General features: G+C 53.1%; 16 protein-coding genes. 5 read left to right on the top strand and 11 right to left on the bottom strand.

Going from position 1 to position 18,432, the window contains the following annotated elements:
- Positions 1-61: 61 nt before the first annotated feature.
- From COO92_RS01220 to COO92_RS01190, 7 genes are all read right to left on the bottom strand, one after another.
- Positions 62-1,393 carry a M16 family metallopeptidase gene (locus COO92_RS01220; RefSeq protein ID WP_101299176.1) on the bottom strand — a complete coding sequence of 444 codons (1,332 nt, stop codon included), beginning with the start codon at positions 1,391-1,393 and terminating at the stop codon, positions 62-64.
- 1 nt (position 1,394) lies between these two features.
- Positions 1,395-2,819, bottom strand: coding sequence for a M16 family metallopeptidase (locus tag COO92_RS01215; RefSeq protein ID WP_101299174.1), 1,425 nt, complete (start codon positions 2,817-2,819; stop codon positions 1,395-1,397).
- A gap of 191 nt (positions 2,820-3,010) precedes the next feature.
- Positions 3,011-3,592, bottom strand: coding sequence for a DUF3035 domain-containing protein (locus tag COO92_RS01210; RefSeq protein ID WP_101299173.1), 582 nt, complete (start codon positions 3,590-3,592; stop codon positions 3,011-3,013).
- 50 nt (positions 3,593-3,642) lie between these two features.
- Entirely contained in the window at positions 3,643-4,116 is a 474-nt protein-coding gene (gene lspA, locus COO92_RS01205; RefSeq protein WP_101299172.1) for a signal peptidase II, read from the bottom strand.
- Positions 4,117-4,184: 68 nt separating this feature from the next.
- Positions 4,185-7,025: an isoleucine--tRNA ligase gene (ileS, locus tag COO92_RS01200; RefSeq protein WP_101299170.1), complete on the bottom strand. Its 2,841-nt coding sequence runs from the start codon at positions 7,023-7,025 to the stop codon at positions 4,185-4,187.
- A gap of 103 nt (positions 7,026-7,128) precedes the next feature.
- Positions 7,129-8,085: a bifunctional riboflavin kinase/FAD synthetase gene (locus tag COO92_RS01195; protein ID WP_101299168.1), complete on the bottom strand. Its 957-nt coding sequence runs from the start codon at positions 8,083-8,085 to the stop codon at positions 7,129-7,131.
- A gap of 176 nt (positions 8,086-8,261) precedes the next feature.
- Positions 8,262-8,699, bottom strand: a complete 438-nt coding sequence (locus COO92_RS01190; RefSeq protein WP_420823332.1) for a MaoC family dehydratase — start codon at positions 8,697-8,699, stop codon at positions 8,262-8,264.
- A gap of 262 nt (positions 8,700-8,961) precedes the next feature.
- On the opposite strand from COO92_RS01190, the gene COO92_RS01185 reads away from it, so the two are divergent.
- Positions 8,962-9,753: a class I SAM-dependent methyltransferase gene (locus COO92_RS01185; RefSeq protein ID WP_101299166.1), complete on the top strand. Its 792-nt coding sequence runs from the start codon at positions 8,962-8,964 to the stop codon at positions 9,751-9,753.
- A 31-nt stretch (positions 9,754-9,784) separates the two neighbouring features.
- Here the strand turns inward: COO92_RS01185 and COO92_RS01180 are convergent, their stop codons facing one another.
- Complete coding sequence (locus COO92_RS01180) at positions 9,785-10,576, bottom strand: sterol desaturase family protein (protein ID WP_101299164.1); 792 nt, start codon at positions 10,574-10,576, stop codon at positions 9,785-9,787.
- A gap of 230 nt (positions 10,577-10,806) precedes the next feature.
- On the opposite strand from COO92_RS01180, the gene COO92_RS01175 reads away from it, so the two are divergent.
- The 4 genes from COO92_RS01175 to COO92_RS01160 all read left to right on the top strand — a co-directional run bounded on the left by COO92_RS01175 (position 10,807) and on the right by COO92_RS01160 (position 16,467).
- Positions 10,807-11,835 carry a M23 family metallopeptidase gene (locus tag COO92_RS01175; RefSeq protein ID WP_101299162.1) on the top strand — a complete coding sequence of 343 codons (1,029 nt, stop codon included), beginning with the start codon at positions 10,807-10,809 and terminating at the stop codon, positions 11,833-11,835.
- Positions 11,836-12,149: 314 nt separating this feature from the next.
- Positions 12,150-14,600, top strand: coding sequence for a bifunctional diguanylate cyclase/phosphodiesterase (locus tag COO92_RS01170; protein WP_101299160.1), 2,451 nt, complete (start codon positions 12,150-12,152; stop codon positions 14,598-14,600).
- Positions 14,601-15,128: 528 nt separating this feature from the next.
- On the top strand, positions 15,129-15,455 hold the full coding sequence (locus COO92_RS01165; protein WP_022731097.1) for a hypothetical protein: 327 nt from the start codon (positions 15,129-15,131) through the stop codon (positions 15,453-15,455).
- 148 nt (positions 15,456-15,603) lie between these two features.
- Entirely contained in the window at positions 15,604-16,467 is an 864-nt protein-coding gene (locus tag COO92_RS01160; protein ID WP_101299158.1) for an NUDIX hydrolase, read from the top strand.
- A 43-nt stretch (positions 16,468-16,510) separates the two neighbouring features.
- On the opposite strand, the gene COO92_RS01155 is transcribed toward COO92_RS01160, so the two are convergent.
- From COO92_RS01155 to COO92_RS01145, 3 genes are all read right to left on the bottom strand, one after another.
- Positions 16,511-16,990, bottom strand: coding sequence for a hypothetical protein (locus tag COO92_RS01155; protein ID WP_101299157.1), 480 nt, complete (start codon positions 16,988-16,990; stop codon positions 16,511-16,513).
- A gap of 105 nt (positions 16,991-17,095) precedes the next feature.
- Complete coding sequence (locus COO92_RS01150; protein ID WP_101299980.1) at positions 17,096-17,557, bottom strand: hypothetical protein; 462 nt, start codon at positions 17,555-17,557, stop codon at positions 17,096-17,098.
- 132 nt (positions 17,558-17,689) lie between these two features.
- Positions 17,690-18,361: an NnrU family protein gene (locus COO92_RS01145; protein ID WP_101299155.1), complete on the bottom strand. Its 672-nt coding sequence runs from the start codon at positions 18,359-18,361 to the stop codon at positions 17,690-17,692.
- Positions 18,362-18,432: the final 71 nt, after the last annotated feature.

Genomic DNA, 18,432 nt, shown 5'->3' with positions numbered 1-18,432 from the left:
AAAGCACAAAGCGCGGCGAAATCTCTTTCGCCGCGCTTTGATCATTTAGATTGTTCTCGCGTTAGAAAGCCAAATCACCTTCGGGCTTACCAACCACCGTTACGGTGACATTGGCCGGGTCCATCAGTTCACCGGCAACCCGGTTGACGTCATCAAGGGTGACAGCATCCACTAGGCTGTTGCGGCGATCCAGGAAGTCCATGCCAAGGTCTTCTTTCTGCATGCCGACCAGCATGCCCGACAGATTGCCAAGACTGGTAAAGCGCAGCGGGAAGGCGCCGGTTAGATAGGACTTGGCGTTATCGAGTTCTTCCTGTGACACGCCGCTGTCCTTCATCTTGGTCCATTCGGTGCTGATCAGTGACAGGCTTTGCCCAATCGCATCATTGCGCGTGGCAACCCCGCCCATCATCATTTCCGCATGATCAAGATCGGCCAAGTAGCTATAGACGCCATAGGCAAGCCCGCGCTTCTCACGGACTTCTTCGGTCAGGCGCGACGCGAAGCCACCGCCGCCAAGGATGTAATTCATCACATAGGCGGCATAGAAATCAGGATCGGTGCGTTTGATGCCCTTTTGGCCCCAGATCGCCTGACTTTGCGGGATGTCTTGCTTCACCACATCCATCGCACCAAATTTTGGTGTGACGTCAGCAATCGCCGGAAGATCGGCATGATCAGGCAAACTGCCAAATGCCTCGTCGAGCAACGGGCCCAGCTCATCGGCCGTAATATCGCCCGCCACCCCAATGATCAGGTTGTCCTTGGCAAAGGCATGACGGACAAAGCCCCGGAAGTCATTGGCGTTAAGCGATGCCACGGTATCAAAATTGCCTGATACCGGACGGGCATAGGGATGATCGCCAAAGATCGATTTAAAGAACGTCCGGCTGGCAATATCGCCCGGATCATTTTCCGCACTTTTCAAACCCGAAACGATTTGCGCACGAATGCGTTCAATTGCTTCATCGTCAAAGCGGGGCTCGGACAGCGCCAGACGCAACAGATCAATCGCCGTATCGCGTTCGCGGGTCAAGGTTACCAGCGACCCGGCGAAATCATCGCGCCCGGCATCAAAAGACAGACTGATCGAGCGGTTTTCCATTTCACCGCGGAAGGTCTGGCTGTCCATTTCGCCCGCCCCTTCGTCAATCAGCCCCGACACCATGTTGGACAGACCAAGCTTACCATCGGCATCGGTTGCAGCCCCAGCACCGGTAAAGGCAATGTCCATGGTCATCAGCGGATTGAGATGGTCCTCGATCAACCAGGCCCGAATGCCGCCGTCAGAAACAACTTCTTGTACTTCGACGGCTTTGGCCTGACTTGCCAGACCAAAGGTCGCAAAGGCGGCAACGGTCAGTCCGGCAATGTGTTTTGTAAAATGGTTCATATCAATGTACTCCCCCGCCGGAATCCAGTGGAATAGCGGGACCACTGCCCGATACAGGACCTCCTTCGGGTGGCATCAACCAGCCGGTGACCGATTGTTTGTCATTAAAGACGTGCTTGGCAGCTTCGTTGACCTGATCAACCGTGACGGCCGAAATCCGGTCTGGCCAGCTTTCGACCTGATCGACGGTTAAACCAACCGCAAGTGACTGCCCCAGCACGCGCGCGCCAGCCGATAGGGAATCACGGGCAAAGACCGCACTATCCAGAAGCTTCTGCTTGGCACGGTCAAGTTCATCCTCCGTCACGCCATCGGTTTTGAGCTTGGCAATCTGATCATCAACCGCCTTTTCAAGATCGGCCAACTCGCCATCGCCGCGTGGCACGGCATAAAGCCCGAAGCTTGCCAGGTCGACAGCCACCGGGTCATAGAAGGTCCCGACACTTGAGGCAATCGACTGATCAACAACCAATGCCTTGAAGAAACGGCTGGTCGTGCCCGATCCAATGATCTCGCTTAAAAGCTCAAGCGGGGCCGCGTCCGCCGCATTTTCAGAGTTATAAGAAGGTGCCAGGTAATAGCGCGACATGGAGGCCTGACCAACGCGCGGATCACGCATGGTGACCTTGCGCGGGGCATGCTGGACCGGTTCCTTGACCCGGTGACGGGTGGAAACGTCGCCGCGCGGGATAACGCCATAGTATTTTTTGGCCATCGGCAGCAATTCATCCATCGTGATATCGCCAGCCACGACCAGAATGGCGTTATTGGGGGCGTACCATTCGTGATAGAAATCAAGCGCATCCTTGGTCGACAGCTGCTCCATTTCATTCATCCAGCCAATGATCGACCGACCATAGGGATGCGCCATATAAAGGGCTGCACGCATCTGCTCGCCCAGAAGGGCGCCCGGATTGTTATCGATCCGCGACCGGCGTTCTTCGATGATGACATCGCGTTCAGGCAGAACAACATCATCAGACAGTTGCAGATTGGTCATCCGGTCGGCTTCCATCTTCATCACCAGATCAAGACGATCCCGTGCGATGTTCTGGAAATAACCGGTGTAGTCCCATGTGGTAAAGGCATTGTCATTTCCGCCGTTGCGCGCAACGATCTTGGAAAAGTCGCCCGGTGCAATGTCATTGGTGCCCTTGAACATCAGGTGTTCAAGAAAATGCGCAATGCCCGAAATCCCGGTCTGTTCGTCAGCCGAGCCAACCTTATACCAGACCATCTGGGTCACGACGGGGGCACGGTGGTTTTCCACCAGCACCACCTGCATGCCGTTATCAAGGGTTACGGTTTGCGGATTGAAAACCGCCGCCTGTGACAGATGCGGCATTATAACCATCATCACAGCGGCCAGCATCGACGCCGTCACAGGCATGCGTGCAAACATTACGGATAGTGTCGGAATTTTCATTATGTCATCCCATTCCATCAGGCATGGTGGTGCAAACTGGTTGCTTTGCGATCCCGGCACTTTTGCGGCTCATGGGTATCGCGACAGAAAGTTCTTAAAAACCGAATATGACAGAACAAGGGCGCGGAAATTCCGCGCCCCTGATGAAATCTCAAAACTGTGGCTTCGTGCGCCCAGATGGCAAGATCGGCTTAGAAGATATCTTCAAGCCAGCCCTTTTGTTTGCGTTCGATCACCGGGGTGTCGCCACCGCCAGCGGCAGAGTCGCCAAGCGCCTGCTGATCACGAATGCGTTTTGCCTCAGCCGCCGGATCAACTGTGGTGCCAAATTCTGGCTTTTCCTGCCAGAAGATCAGGTCATCAACAACGCTGTCGCTTTCCGAAATAAAGATCGAGGTTTCCCGATCCACAGTGTTGCGGATATCAGGTGATGCATATTGCGCACCCGATTGCGACAGAAGTGCGACCTGTCCCTTGCTGCGCGTGCCTTCAGAAATGTCACGTTTAACGCCGTTGGGATCTTCGCCAGTCAAAATGCGGCGGGCCTGATCGGTGGTGGTCCCGGTCTGCGGACGTGCTGCACCCGGTTCAGGAACACGCAAGGTAAAATCAGGCGGCAGACTGAGCGGTGCGCGCGAGACAACCTGAAACTCGTCAGGTGCCTGTTTGTTCAGGCCAAAGGTTTCGCGCGTTGACTCGCAACCGGCAACACCAAGGGCGAGCCCACCCAAAAGCGCAATTTTAAACAGATTGGTCGTCAGTTTCCGGGCCATTCCTGCCTCTTATACACATCGTGACCGGGTGGAATTACACCGGTCTTAAATTATCTAACTGATTTTTTACCGCCAAAAAGAGAATCGATCAACAGTAGCGCTGCACCGATTGTAATCGAACTGTCCGCAATATTGAAAACCGGCCAGTGATATCCGGCCACATGCAGGTCGATAAAATCGGTTACCGCACCATGACGCAGACGATCCACAAGGTTGCCAATCGCCCCGCCAACAACCAGCGCAAGTGCCAAACGTAGCAGACGATCGCGCGTGCGCCACATCCAGATGCAAAAGCCAATCGTGATCGCCGCAGTCGCAGCGATCATCACCCATGGTGCCTGCCCCTGAAACAGGCCAAACGACACACCCGGATTCCACGCCAGCACAAAGTTCATGAATGGTGTGACTTCAATCACGCGGAACGGGTTGGACAACCCGTCAATCGCAAGCTGCTTGGTCCATTGGTCCAGCGCAAAAACCACCGCAATGACAATCAGACCAAACACAAAGGCGCGACGCTTCATCAATACTCTTTCAAACTTGCCCGTCGTGGCCCGCCCAAGGACAAGCCCGCACCAGAAAACCACATGCCTTATTCGGCGGCGGTAATTCCCATTTCATCGACAGCATCCGCACAACGGTTGCAGATGGTTTTATGTTCGGCGTGGCTGCCCACTTCCGGCAGAGTCTGCCAGCAGCGTTCACATTTATCCCCATCGGCCAATCCCGGCACAACGCCAACACCCGCAACATCGTCAAGTGTGTAGGCACCTTCCGGTGCATCACCCGTGACTAATTCAATGTCAGATGTGATGGCAATTTCGGCAAGATTAAGGCCGCTGAGTGCTTCGACATAATCCGCCGTCGCGTAAACCGTTGGTGCGGCATCAAGGCTGGCCCCGATACGTTTTTCCGCACGTTCAAGTTCAAGCGCACCGGTGACAACACGGCGTAATTTACGAATTTTTGCCCATTTGGTCGCAAGAGCATCATCTTTCCAGCCATCTGAAACCGTATTGAAGGTTTCAGAATGGACAGAGCTGTCCGCGCCATAGCGCGCACGCCATGCCTCATCGGCGGTAAAGCACAGAACCGGTGCCAACCAGCGCACCAGACTGTCAAACACACGATCCATCACCGTCCGTGCGGCACGGCGGCGCGCACTGCTTGGCGCGTCGCAATACAGCGCGTCTTTGCGGATATCGAGATAGAAGGCCGACATGTCGAGCGCACAGAAGTTGTGCAGTTCGATGAACATGCTATGGAAATCGTAATCCGCCGTTGTCTTGCGCACCATATCGTCAAGGTGGCTCAGACGATGCAGAACCCAGCGTTCGAGTTCTGGCAATTCATTGTCAGGAACTTTTTCAGCCTCGGTAAAGCCATCAAGATTGCCCAGCAAGAAGCGCAGTGTATTGCGCAAACGACGATAGACATCCGAATGACGCTGGATGATTTCATGACTGATGCGCAGATCGTCATGATAGTCCGAGCTTACCACCCACAAACGCAGGATATCGGCACCAAGCTTGTCGATGATGTCATTTGGCGCAATAACGTTGCCGAGCGATTTCGACATCTTGCGGCCATTGCCATCAAGCACAAAACCATGAGTCAAAACCGCTTCATACGGCGCGCGACCGCGCGTTCCGCACGACTCAAGAAGCGAGCTGTGGAACCAGCCACGATGCTGATCAGACCCTTCAAGATACAGATCCGCCGGCCATTTCAGGTCCTGACGTTCTTCAAGCACAAAGGCATGGGTCGAACCGGAATCAAACCAGACGTCAAGAACGTCGGTGACCTGTTCGAAATCATTGGCATCGTATTTATCGCCAAGGAAATACTGCGCGTCGCGGATGAACCACGCGTCGGCACCTTCGGCACAGAATGCTTCATACACACGATCAAGGACTTCCTGATCACGCAACGGCTGACGGGTGTTTTTATCAATGAACACCGTGATCGGAACACCCCACGCACGTTGGCGCGATACGCACCAATCGGGACGGTTGGCAATCATGGCATGCAAACGGTTACGACCGCCTTCGGGCACAAAGCGGGTTTCATCAATCGCTTTGAGCGCCTTTTCACGCAGGTCGTTGTCCTGCATGGAAATGAACCACTGCGGGGTGGTGCGATAGATCACCGGTGCCTTGGAGCGCCACGAGCACGGATAGGAGTGCTTTAAACGGCCACGCGACAACAAGGCACCAACTTCGATCAGTTTGGTGATGACGGCTTCGTTGGCGTCTGCTTCCTTGCCGTTTTCATCATAGATGCGCTTGCCGGCAAACAGCGGCACGGTCGGATAATAGGCTCCGTCGCCGTCGACCATTTCCGGGATTTCGAGACCATATTTCAAACCGGTCTGGTAATCGTCCGGGCCGTGGGTCGGTGCGGTATGCACGAACCCGGTACCGGTATCGGTCGTGACATAGTCGGCGGCCAGAAGTGGCACATCAAACTCATAGCCCTGCCCGCGGAACGGATGGACCGCAACCGTGCCTTCAAGCTCGGAACCCTTGAAAGTACCGACAACCTTATGACCGGTCACCCGACCGTTTTTGCACATGTCTTCAAGAAGATCGGTACAAACCGCCATCCTCTCACCAACCGTCGCCCAGGCTTCTTCGGCGGTTTCGGTAACTTCGATGACCGAATATTCGATATCGTCGCCATAGGAAATCGCACGGTTGCCCGGAATGGTCCAGGGGGTCGTGGTCCAGATGACAATCGCGGTGTCTTTAAGCAGATCGACCTTGGTCTCACGCACCGGGAAACGGACATAGATCGTTTTGCTGGTATGGTCGTGATATTCAACCTCGGCCTCGGCCAAGGCGGTTTTTTCAACCACCGACCACATGACCGGTTTGGAGCCCATATAGAGCGACCCGTTCATCAGGAACTTGCCAAGCTCACGCGCGATGGAGGCTTCGGCTTTGAAGTCCATGGTGACATAGGGGTTATTCCAGTCGCCCATCACGCCAAGACGTTTGAATTCTTCGCGCTGAACATCGAGCCATTTCTCGGCAAACTCGCGGCATTCCTTGCGGAATTCTGCGATTGGCACATCGTCCTTGTTTTTGCCTTTGGCACGGTATTGCTCTTCGATTTTCCATTCAATCGGAAGACCGTGGCAATCCCAGCCGGGAACATAAACCGCGTTCTTGCCCAGCATTTGCTGTGAACGGGTGATAACGTCTTTAAGGATTTTGTTCAGCGCATGACCAATGTGCAGATGACCGTTCGCATAGGGCGGGCCATCATGAAGGACAAACATTTCACGATCTGCCGAAATACCGCGAATTTTGCCATAGAGATCCTCATCCTTCCACTGCGCGAGCAGGGTGGGCTCCATCTTTGGCAAACCCGCCCGCATCGGGAAATCGGTTTTGGGCAGGATAACGGTTTTCTTGTATTCGACACTCATCGTGACGGTCCTGTGGTCTTGAACAAATTAAAAAGGGCGAACCCCCGGTGATTACGGCTACCCCTTAAAAGGCGCGCGGATCATAGCGGGTTCGTCGATAAATTCAAATCTTGCCGAGAATCTCTTTGGCAGCAACGACATCGGATGCGATTTGGGCCTTTAGCGCATCCAACCCGTCGAACTTCTTTTCGCCCCGGATAAAGCCGTGTAACCGCACGCGAACGGGGCGATCATAGATGTCCTGATCGAAATCAAACAGGTGTGCTTCAAGCCCGGCATCATTATCGCCGCCGAAGCTTGGACGTACACCGATGTTTGCGACTCCACGCACCCAACGTTCAACCGTTTGACCGTCATCTTGCGAAATCAGGCCAAGTTCGATGGCATAAACACCAAATTTGGGACGCAAATGATTGCCCAAGGCAACATTGGCCGTCGGAAACCCGATGGTGCGGCCACGTGCATCCCCATGCGCAACAATTCCGGCAATTTCCCACGGCCGCCCCAACAGATGGGTGGCATCCTGTGGACGGCCATCGCGCAGGGCTTGTCGAATGGCGGTTGAGGAATAAACAATCCCGTTGTCATGGGTCACGGCCTCGACCGCCGTCACACCAAACCCGGATGTTTCGCCAATGGAACGCAGCAAATCAACATCACCTGCCCGTCCTTTACCAAAACAAAAGTCCCAGCCAACCACGACATGTTTGGCGCCAAGCCCTTTGACCAGAACCCGCTCGATGAATTCTTCTGCGCTCATGGCGGCAAAATCGCGGTTGAATTCCGCCTCATAGAAAAGATCGATATCAATGGTGCTGGCTGCGGTTTCGCGGTCATCTGCCGATGTCAGGCGAAAGGGCGGATCATCGGCACGGAACAGCATGCGGGGATGGGGCTCGAACGTCAGGATTGCCAGTGGCACGCCAAGGTCGCGCGCAATCTCGCGCGCCTGATCAAGAAGCGATTGATGCCCCAGATGCAAACCATCGAAATTACCAATCGCAACAACAGCGCCACGCGCCTCATCGGTCAGGTTTTCAAAAGATCGAAAAACGCGCATTCGCGCTGGTCTCTCTTGCTGCTTGGGTCCATGTCAGCCGACAGCATATCGGCAAATCCAGCAGGCAGCTATAAAGGGCGCAGGCCCAAAGCGTAAAGACTTTTCCACCAAAAAACGCGCAGTCCTTTGGCGGAAACGTCTTATATCCATGCCATGTGAGGATTTCGAAAGTGTGTTTAAGCCCGGCTGGGCACCATGACCACGGCTTCGCCTGCGATCACGCAGCGATCCCCGACATAGCAATTGGTTTCAAGGATGGCGCGTTTTTTGGCTGCAATGATTTCGCGGACTTCGACCTTGGCCGTCACCGTATCGCCAATGCGTACCGGTGCCTTGAATTGCAGGCTTTGTGAAAGATAAATCGTTCCCGGACCGGGCAATCTGGTGCCAAGCACCGTGGAAATGAAACCGGCCGACAGCATCCCGTGTGCAATACGCCCTTCGAACATGGTGGTTTCGGCGTAATCCTGATTAAGGTGAACCGGGTTGGTATCACCAGACATTCCGGCAAACATGACAATATCGGTTTCCGTTACCGTCTTGCCATAACTCGCGGACTGGCCCACCACCAGATCTTCGAGATACAGCCCTTTCAGTCCGTTCATTTCTTTCATATCGTCAGTTTCCTTGCCTGTCACAGTCGGTATCGACCTTGCGCTTTACGCGCTTGTGGTTAATTTTTGCATCGCAATATTTTGTAACTTTATTGCGCAAGTTCAAGATTGAGCAATGCCTATTTCGTCGAACATGCTGTTGGATGTATATTGCAATTAGGAAAAAAGACGACACATCAAGGGCTTGGTAATTCAGGTAAAGGTCTTTATGCCCGTAAAATTCACCACGGTAGAAGACCCTGTTTCAAGGAAACGCACGATTATGAATTCGACCAGCGCAGATATCTATGAGATTGCCATGGGCCGCTGGAGCCGCCGTTTGTCGCGCAGCTTCCTTGACTTTGTCGCCGCACCGTCATGTGGCTCCCTGATTGATGTCGGGTGTGGCACGGGCAGTTTGACGTTGGCCGCGGCCACCCGTTACCCCAATGCAAAAATTGTCGGTATCGACTTGATGACCGATTATCTGACCGAGGCGCTGCGCAATACGGCGACCAATGTCCGGTTTGAAACGGGTGATGCATCAGCCCTTCCGTTTGCCAATGACAGTTTTGACACGGCCTTTTCACAATTGCTGTTGAACGATCTGGATGGTCCGGCCGGTGCCGTTGGCGAAATGGTCCGCGTCACCCGCGCCAAAGGCCGGATTGCAGCCACAGTATGGGACCGTGCGGGCGGGCTGACCTTTATCCGTTTGTTTCTTGATGCGGCCGCCATTCTGGTCGATGGGTCGGGCGAAGACCTGCGCAAAAAGGTTTTTGATGTGCCCTATCAGAACGAGGATGCATTATTTGATCTGTGGGCAGACGCCGGACTTCATGATGTTGATACGACAACCATTGCGGTACGCATGGACTTTCTGGATTTTGATGATTACTGGCAGTCTCTTTTGGGCGCGCACAGCCTGATCCGGGAATTTTTCGCCAACCTGTCGCCCGAACTTGCCCATGATGTGCAACAGGCAACGATGCGTGCCTTCCTTGGCGGCAAAGCCGATGGTCGGCGGTCTTTGGTGGCATCGGCCCTTGCTGTGCGCGGGATTGTGCCATCTTGACCAATATCCTCATACGTATGAGGATTATACATCATGGCAGGCGGAACGGAAGCCACAGCACCCCAAGCAAACTTTGGCTTTTGGAATCACGAAATTCATCCAAACCAATCTGCATGTCATGATCATTGGCTTTTGTATGATCAATGTAACTGACAAACAGGCGATCCCACACCGACAGGATATTTCCATAGTTGCTGTTGGTTTCGGTCATCACGCTGGAATGATGAACCCGGTGCATATCAGGGGTGACAACTAGCACCCGCAACATGCGATCAAACGGTGCGGGAAAATGCACATTGCCATGATTAAACAGGGCAAAGCCGCTGAGCATGCTTTCATAAACAACCACCGCCCACGGATCGGCCCCGATCAGTAAAACGAAGAACGATTTATAGCCTGCCGATGCAATGATTTCGACGGGGTGGAACCGCACGGCAGTTGAAACATCAAATTCAACATCGCAATGATGCACCCGATGAAACCGCCAGAACAGCGGGACAATATGGGTCAAACGGTGTTGCCAATAGACCGCACAATCAAGAACCACAATCGCGATCAGTCCGGCAAGAAAGGCCGGAACCCCGACCAGATTAAACACGCCCAAGCCGTTTTGCCCGGCCCAGATGGCGGTTGCGATCATGGCCGCCCCGACCGTAAAGCGGGTTAAGGCAGCACTGATCAGCAACAAACCAAAATTGGTCAGCCACCGTACTGGCCGCCGCACAGCTTCACGGGGACGATAAGGCGCAACGGCTTCCCACAGGGCCATAACGGCCAATATGGTGGCAAAGATGCCGAGCCGAAGCAGTCCGTTCTGATCCATGCGTCCCACTGCCTTAAACTATGCTGGAAACCTGTTTGGCGTTTCCTGAGGTTACAGTTTCACCCTCCATAAGGATGGATCAACTGTGTCATCTTGAATTGATAGCGGATAATCACACGTACAAACAATATCTTGCTGGTCGCGACGCGATCACCATTATGTTAGATAATAAGCGTTTCATAATGCACCATATGTTTAATCCGCTCGACCGAGCACCAAGGAGGGCCTGCATGCCAAACTCAACAGGACGTTTTCGGACACTTATGCTGTGTGTGTTCGCAACCCTGTCATTTGGTGGCATTGCCCACGCAGATGGTCCGCCGTTTGATTTACCCGTCGATTGCCTGAATGGCGAATGCGAGATCGTGCATTATGTCGATCATGATGCAGGCCCGGAAATTCGCGATTATGCGTGTGGTACGACAACCTATAACGGCCACCGCGGAACGGATTTTGCCATTCCGGACGAGGCCACCATGTTATCGGGTGTCGCGGTACGTGCGATTGCAGACGGCACCGTCACAGCCCTTCGCGAAGGGGTCGAGGACATTGATTCCGGTCGTCTGGATAAAGACAGCCTTGAGGGCATCGAATGTGGCAATGGCATCCTGATTGACCATGCGAACGGTTGGCAAAGCCAATATTGCCATTTACGCCGCGGATCGGTCGCGGTGAAAAACGGTGACACGGTCAGTCGTGGGCAAGCGATCGCCCAAATCGGCATGTCCGGTCAGGCAACCTTTGCGCATCTGCATTTCAACCTGCGCAAAGACAAACAACTCGTTGATCCGTTCAGTGGCACCGTTATGGGCGCAAGTTCGACCAGTGACTGCACAGCCGAAAACGCAGTTCTTTGGTCGTCAACAGCGCGCCAACAAATGACGTACAATGATGTCACGCTGTATGGTCATGGTTTCTCAATGGCGCGGCCCAATGCATCGGATTTGAAACGGGGATACGGTAAGGAGCTTGAATTGCCGCGTTCAGCCCCGGCTTTGTATTTTTGGGCATATCTGATTGGCGCCAATAATGGCGACGTCATCCGCCTTAGCCTGCAAAGTCCGAATGGCAAAGGTGGGCATCGCGATTTTACAATTGATCTGCCCAATGATCAGGGACCACGCGCAAAATGGTTCTTTATCAATATGGATCGCCCGGGCAACTTATGGCCTGCAGGATCCTATCACGGCGAAGTCACCTTTACGCGCCCAGGACAGGCGCCGAAAACGATTGGCGAAACCGACCTCACAATTCGTTAGGCCTTAGAAAAGGACCTACCTAATGAGGCATCAAACACCCGAATGTTTTGATGAAGGTACATCCGGTTTGCCATTTCTTACGTAGTGCAATCACGTGAGCTTGGTTGCGACCGTCTTTGGGTAAAATAGAACTGCCGCACAATAAAGTGCAAAAACAACCCCATATTAAATCAGAAGCGGCAGTTGTGCAGAACCTTCGGGCTTCACAAAACAAATACGTTTGCTTTGCACCCGGGTTCAGAAATAAAATCATGCGAGTAAATTCGCTTACCACTTGGGAATAAATGATTATTTCCGAATTGATCGGCATGTAGATGTACAGAATATATGATTGCCTTACAACGCAACACGACATCGTTCTGGTGTTGGTTGCTGTTTTACTGGGGCTTGGCGGCATTCATACTGCCTTCAATCTGTATGCGCGCGCCTGTATCGGACGTCTTCGCCAAAGGATCGCCTGGCTGTTCCTGACCGGTGTTGTGACCGGCAGTGCAATCTGGGCAACGCATTTCATTGCAATGCTGGCCTATGATCCGATTGTGCCCGTTGGCTACGATCCTGTTTTAACCGCGGTTTCGCTGGTGATTGCCATTGCCGCGACCAGTGTCGGCTTTGCGATTGCGTCGTTCCGTGGCCCGCATCCGGTTTTGTCACGTGTGGTCGGTGGCTTGGTTGTCGGGCTTGGCATTTCGGCCATGCATTTCACCGGCATGTCGGCAATGAGCGTTCCGGGCGTGATCAGCTGGCACATGGATATCGTGATCGCAGCCATTTTGTTGGGTGCTGTGTTTGGCATGATATCACTTTGGCTGGCCGGGTCGGCACGCACCACACGCGAGATGTTGTGGGGCAAGACCAACCTGACGATCGCCGTTGCCACCATGCATTTCAGTGCCATGGGGGCCCTGATCATTACGCCTGACCCGACAATGCGGGTGCCAGCACAGTTGATATCAAGCGAATATCTGTCTGTTGGTGTGGCGGTTATTGTCACAATCCTGATTGCCATTGGCTTTATCACTGCCATGGTCGACCGCCAACTGCGTGCCCATGTCAGCAACCGGATGCGCATTCTGGGAGACTCAGCCATCGAAGCACTCGTCCTGACCCAGAATGGTCGGGTGATTGAAACCAACGAGAGCTTTTTGCGGCTGGTAAATGCCAAGCAGGACGAGGTCAATGACAGCGAATTCCTGTCGCACTGGCTGACCGAAGTTCCGCAAGCTTTTCGCAATGGGAGCATCAGCTACGTTGAAACATCCCTACGCACACGCGATCAGGTCGATGTGCCGGTTGAAGTCATACGCCGTGAAATCCCGGCCGATGATTTTTCCGACAACACGGTGATTTTTGGCCTGCGTGACCTGCGCGAACGTCACGCCGCCGAGAAGCATATCCGGTTCCTTGCAGAGCATGACTCACTCACACAGCTGTTAAATCGAACGACCTTTAATGATCGTATTACCGAAGCAATCATTGAAGCCGATGAGACCGGCGTGCCACTGACAGTGATGTGTCTTGATCTTGATCATTTCAAGGAACTCAATGACAGCTTTGGCCATATCGCAGGCGATCATGCGCTGCGTGAACTCGGCGAACGGCTGAGCAAGCTGAACTCAGACAATATTACAATCGCACGGGTTGGCGGTGATGAATTCGTCATATTGCTCCATCATCAAAACGGACCGGACGTGGCACTTGCATCGGCAAATGCGCGCGCGGTTGCGCAAGACATTCTTGATTGCATCGCCATCCCGATCTTTATCAATAACAACCACCGGGCAAAACTGTCTGGAAGCATTGGCATTGCGCATTACCCATCCGATGGCGAGGATGCCGAGGCGATCCTGTTCCATGCAGACCTTGCCATGTACCGTGTCAAACAGTCCGGTGGCAATGATACGGTATTTTATTCGTCGGAAATGGACGAGGAATACCGTTTCAAGCGTCAACTATCGTCCAATCTGCGTCAGGCAATGGAAAACGATACGCTGGAAGTCCATTACCAGCCGCAATGCCACGCAGACAGTCATGAAATCATGGCATTTGAAGCCCTTCTGCGCTGGAACGATCCGCAAATGGGCAACATACCGCCCAGTCGTTTTATACCGGTCGCCGAAGAAACCGGTTTGATCAATCAGGTTGGCGAGTGGGTTCTGCGCAAGGCATGTCAGGAAGCCGCCAGTTGGCGAAAACCGCTTGGCATTGGTGTCAACCTCTCGGCTGTCCAATTGCAGGACCTTGAACTTCCAAACCTCGTCCGCAGAATTGTTGAACAAAGCGGTCTTGAACCGAAACGTCTTGAACTTGAAGTTACCGAGACAGCACTTATTCACAATCCGGCCAGATCAATGAAGATCCTGTCCGATATCAAGAAACTTGGTGTCCGCATCGCAATGGACGATTTCGGGACGGGGTATTCATCGCTGGCGACGTTGCAAAACTTCCCGGTCGACCGGATCAAAATTGATCAGTCCTTTATTGCCAAACTGATCGGCAATGATCAGGCGGTGGCGATTGTGCGTGCGGTGATAAACCTGAGCCATGATTTGAACCTTTCTGTCATTGCAGAAGGCGTTGAAACTGATGATCAGGCAAGGTTCCTGACCGATAACGACTGCAATGAGGTTCAAGGGTACAAATACGGCTACCCCCGCCCGATCAACGAGTATTGGCATGTAGTCCATCCGAACAGCAACGATCAGGATATCGCAGCCGATCTGGCGAAAAGCGCGAATCGGGTCTCTGGATCCGAGGCGCGTTAAACCGTTTACCCGAAACTGTCGCCGCCTGATTTAGGCAACACCGCATTTGTGACAAAAACAGCAGGAAAAAAGCGACCTTTTCCATCAGGTTGAAAGTTTTTTGACGTTTTTTGAGTCAGAGCCCTTGTATCGCGCCCTTTTGCCTGCCTATATTCGTTCAGTGCCCTGAGGCACCCCGAAGCTACCTGTCAGAAGACGGAGTGACTATGATGAACAAGCGTAAAGCCGTTGCTATTGCCATTGCCCGCGAACAGCAGATTGCCCGTTCGATGGAAATCCTGTTTGCAGGAACCATTGTGGCCATTATCGCATCGCTACTGATCATTTGATCGAATTCCCGCGTTCATCTTTTCCCGGTTCGCAATTTCGAACCGTGCGGTTCTGAAAATAAATGACTGCAAATTAGCTTCATGACCGATCACCGTATTTTCGTTGCCATCATTACGCGAATTATCAGCCCGGCAGTCTGAGGACGCCGGGACGTGCCTGTTCGCCTATTTGATACAATGAAAACATGTGTGCATCGTCATGACCAATCATGCTTATGCTGCGCTTGATCTAACTGCGCAGCCCAAGAAATCCGTCTATTGCTATTCTGTCCACGCCGCGGCCGAACCGGACGTCATGCCCCGTGTATTAGAACTGTTTGCCAAACGTAACCTGACCCCGACCAGTTGGCATTCAACCGTTGCCAGCACCAATAGTGGTTACGACGAACTGCAAATCGACATCCAGGTTCAGCAGCTTGAATCCAAAGTGGCCGAGCATATCGCGCGCTGCCTGCGTCAAATCGTGCATGTAAATACGGTACTGACGTCGGAAAAAGGGTATTCAAATTCGGCGCTGAGCGCATAGGTCTGCCTGCCTCACCGCATCAAACCAGCGCCGTGCCGTAAAGAAAAAGGTGCATGTTTCAAGGCCAATGAACTAGGGTGTCCGGGTCGTGGCACTGTCTTGATCATCTTGATCACAAGGCAGTGCGCCCCAACCGACGGAGTGCCCTTTGTCCTACCTTGACCATATCAAAGCCTGCAACAATGCCAACCTGTCACGCTATGCGCGCTTTCGCATTGGCAATGCACCACTTGGTGCCGTCCGGTCCGATTTTGCCAATGCGCTGATCGGGCTTGGCGGTGACTTCGTGCGCGATGAAAATGGTGAATTTGGTTTTGCCCATCATATTCAGACGCCAGTACAACGCAACGACACCTTGCATAGAGCAACGGTTCAGCTTTGCGATACCGGCCATATAAGGCACCTGCACGGAGAAAGGTTTGACGTTCGGGCCTCTCTGTCAGAAGCGCCACTCTGTCAGCTGGACCGTTTTGCCATGCCCCATTTCGGGTTTCGATCCTGGGGTGTGCATATGAACGGTTATGTCCGAAAATCCGATGGTCTTCACATGTGGATTGCCAAAAGGTCACAAGACAAACCAACCTACCCCGGCATGCTCGACAATATGGTGGCTGGTGGGCAGCCCGCAGGACTTGGCTTTCGTGAAAATATGATCAAGGAATGCGCTGAAGAAGCCGACATTCCGTCCTCACTTGCCGATGGCCTTCAGGCGGTCGGTACGGTTTCATATCTGTATGAGACTGATGAGGGCCTTAAACCGGATGTCATGGTCAATTATGATCTGGAACTGCCCGAGACATTTCAACCAAGATGTGCCGATGGCGAGGTGGAGCGATTTGACCTTCTGCCAGTTGCCGAGGTGGCTGAGATTGTTCGTAGCGGGTTTGACTTCAAATTCAACTGTGCGCTGGTGATCATCGACTTTCTGATCCGGCACGGTTACCTCACCGCAGATAACGAACCAGATTACAATGGTCTGATCACGGGCCTTCATCGCGATATCAATCGCTAGAACCTGTTGTCTGTCGGGTCAATCAGGGTGCTGCAAAAGCAGACTATTGGCGGGTGTTTGGCCCGCCCAGCAATGCACCAACGGCCATGACCGTCAGTTTGGCGCGCAAGTCTGGATCAAGTTTATCAAGATCAACCTGCTTTTTGCGCAAGGCCGACACGGCTTCTGCGATCAGTTCTTCGCGCCGCGCGTCTGCCTTGGTCGGCATTTTGCTTTTCTTTTTGCCCAGTTTGACGTCGGCGGCGTCCAATGCCTTGAGGATTGCCGCATGCGGCGCGTCGGCCTGCTCGGTCAAGGTTTCTGCCAAAGCAAGAGCACGGGCTTCTTCAAGCGACATGCCGTCTTCCTGATGGGCCATGGCGCGATCTTCAATACGGCGCGCCTGTCTGGCGTTGGTCGCCATCTGTTCGGCGGCTGCCGTATCACGGACTTCGAGGGATTGCGCTTTGTTGTAGGCGTTAATGGCCTCCCGGCCACTTTTGCCGACAAAGACGCGCATCAGCGTTTCCTTGAGCAATCCCATCAATACGTCCTTTGATTAAACATCCCGCTTCCGGGGGCAACTATTATGCACCCGAAAGGGTTTCGAAATCATTGCCTGTTTCATATTAGAAGATTCGATAGCACTTTAAATATGTTGTGCAACACGTCCTTCTTCAACGGCCAAAATATATTCAATCAAAGCTTCGCAGTCAGTGGTTTTGAGATGGTCAAGATCGCACAGGAAATCGACATTACTTTTCGCCGGGTCATCCGGGTGGCCGACAATGCCAAATTTCACATATTCCCCATCCAGGGCATCAAGCGACGAGATGATGTCTGCGACACTGACACGGTCATCAGCCGTCATCGAGGTCCTGATCAGGACGAGCATATCCGCATCACAATCAATGACCTGACGTGCAATCGATTGTGCATCTGAATGTGCGGGTGCGACGTCGACGTCAAAGCCGCCATCGGCAAACAGGGTCGCGACCTTTTTATGGTGACGTTCCTCATGCGAAGATGCTGTCGCCAACAGAAGTCGTGGATGACGGCCTTCCATTTCAGCGAATTTCGCCAAACTTGTCGCGAGTTGGGAAGAAGTCATGGTACCTCGCTTTACGTAACCGGCAGCGGCACAGAATGCATGCGCGGTAAAGATAGTATCCTTATCAAAGGCCGGGCTTGCAAGCACCGTGGTCAAGAACACATCGAAAGACGCATTTAAAACAAATATCGCTTAACCACCAAATGCACCGAGCGCCCCAAGTGGACTGATGCCAATGACATATTGGTGGGCGATGATCAGGCAGGCATAAATCATCACTCCCAAACCAATTTCACCCAGACCAATCGCACCATGAAGTACTGCACGCGGTGCAAACCGCCGAGTCCCTGCCAAAATCTCAGATATTTCAGCCTTCGACATCTCTTTCATGCGGATTTTTTCCATTCTGGCAAAACCGACCAGAGCAAAAACAGCACTTCCGCCAAAGAATATTACAGCGACCAGATCCCCATTTGGCAACACATGTCCAAGCCCCCACAAGAATGCCCCAAGCAACAACGGATGCCGACAAAATGCGTTAATCCCGGGGCGATTTGGATCAAAACCATTTTTTCGCCCGATCGACAATGGACAGGGTTGAAGAATGGCCGCGGCCCACAAAATACATGCAGGCAACATCAGGCACAGCGCGACATAGACCTGCCATGGGGCAAACGGCCAAAGGGGTATAAAATCAGCGACAAGAACTTCGTGAATGACCCATATCAGCAACACCAGCGAAAGCACTGAGAAGCAGAAAACATAGGCCCGTCGCCCCATCCATCCGACGATCTGATTTCGCATCAGACCGGGGATGATGTGGCCCGCCAAGAACACCACAACAGATATGAAAAACCAGCTCAAATGACGATCTCCCCTTTACATTACTGCACCAACATGCAAATTGCGCTGTTCGCGCATCTTGGTCGTGGTGC

It is taken from the genome of Thalassospira lohafexi (genome assembly GCF_002844275.1).
In the GTDB taxonomy this organism is placed as follows: Bacteria; Pseudomonadota; Alphaproteobacteria; order Rhodospirillales; family Thalassospiraceae; genus Thalassospira; species Thalassospira lohafexi.
Note: the sequence above shows the minus strand (reverse complement) of the source record. Positions and strands in the feature narration are given on the sequence as shown.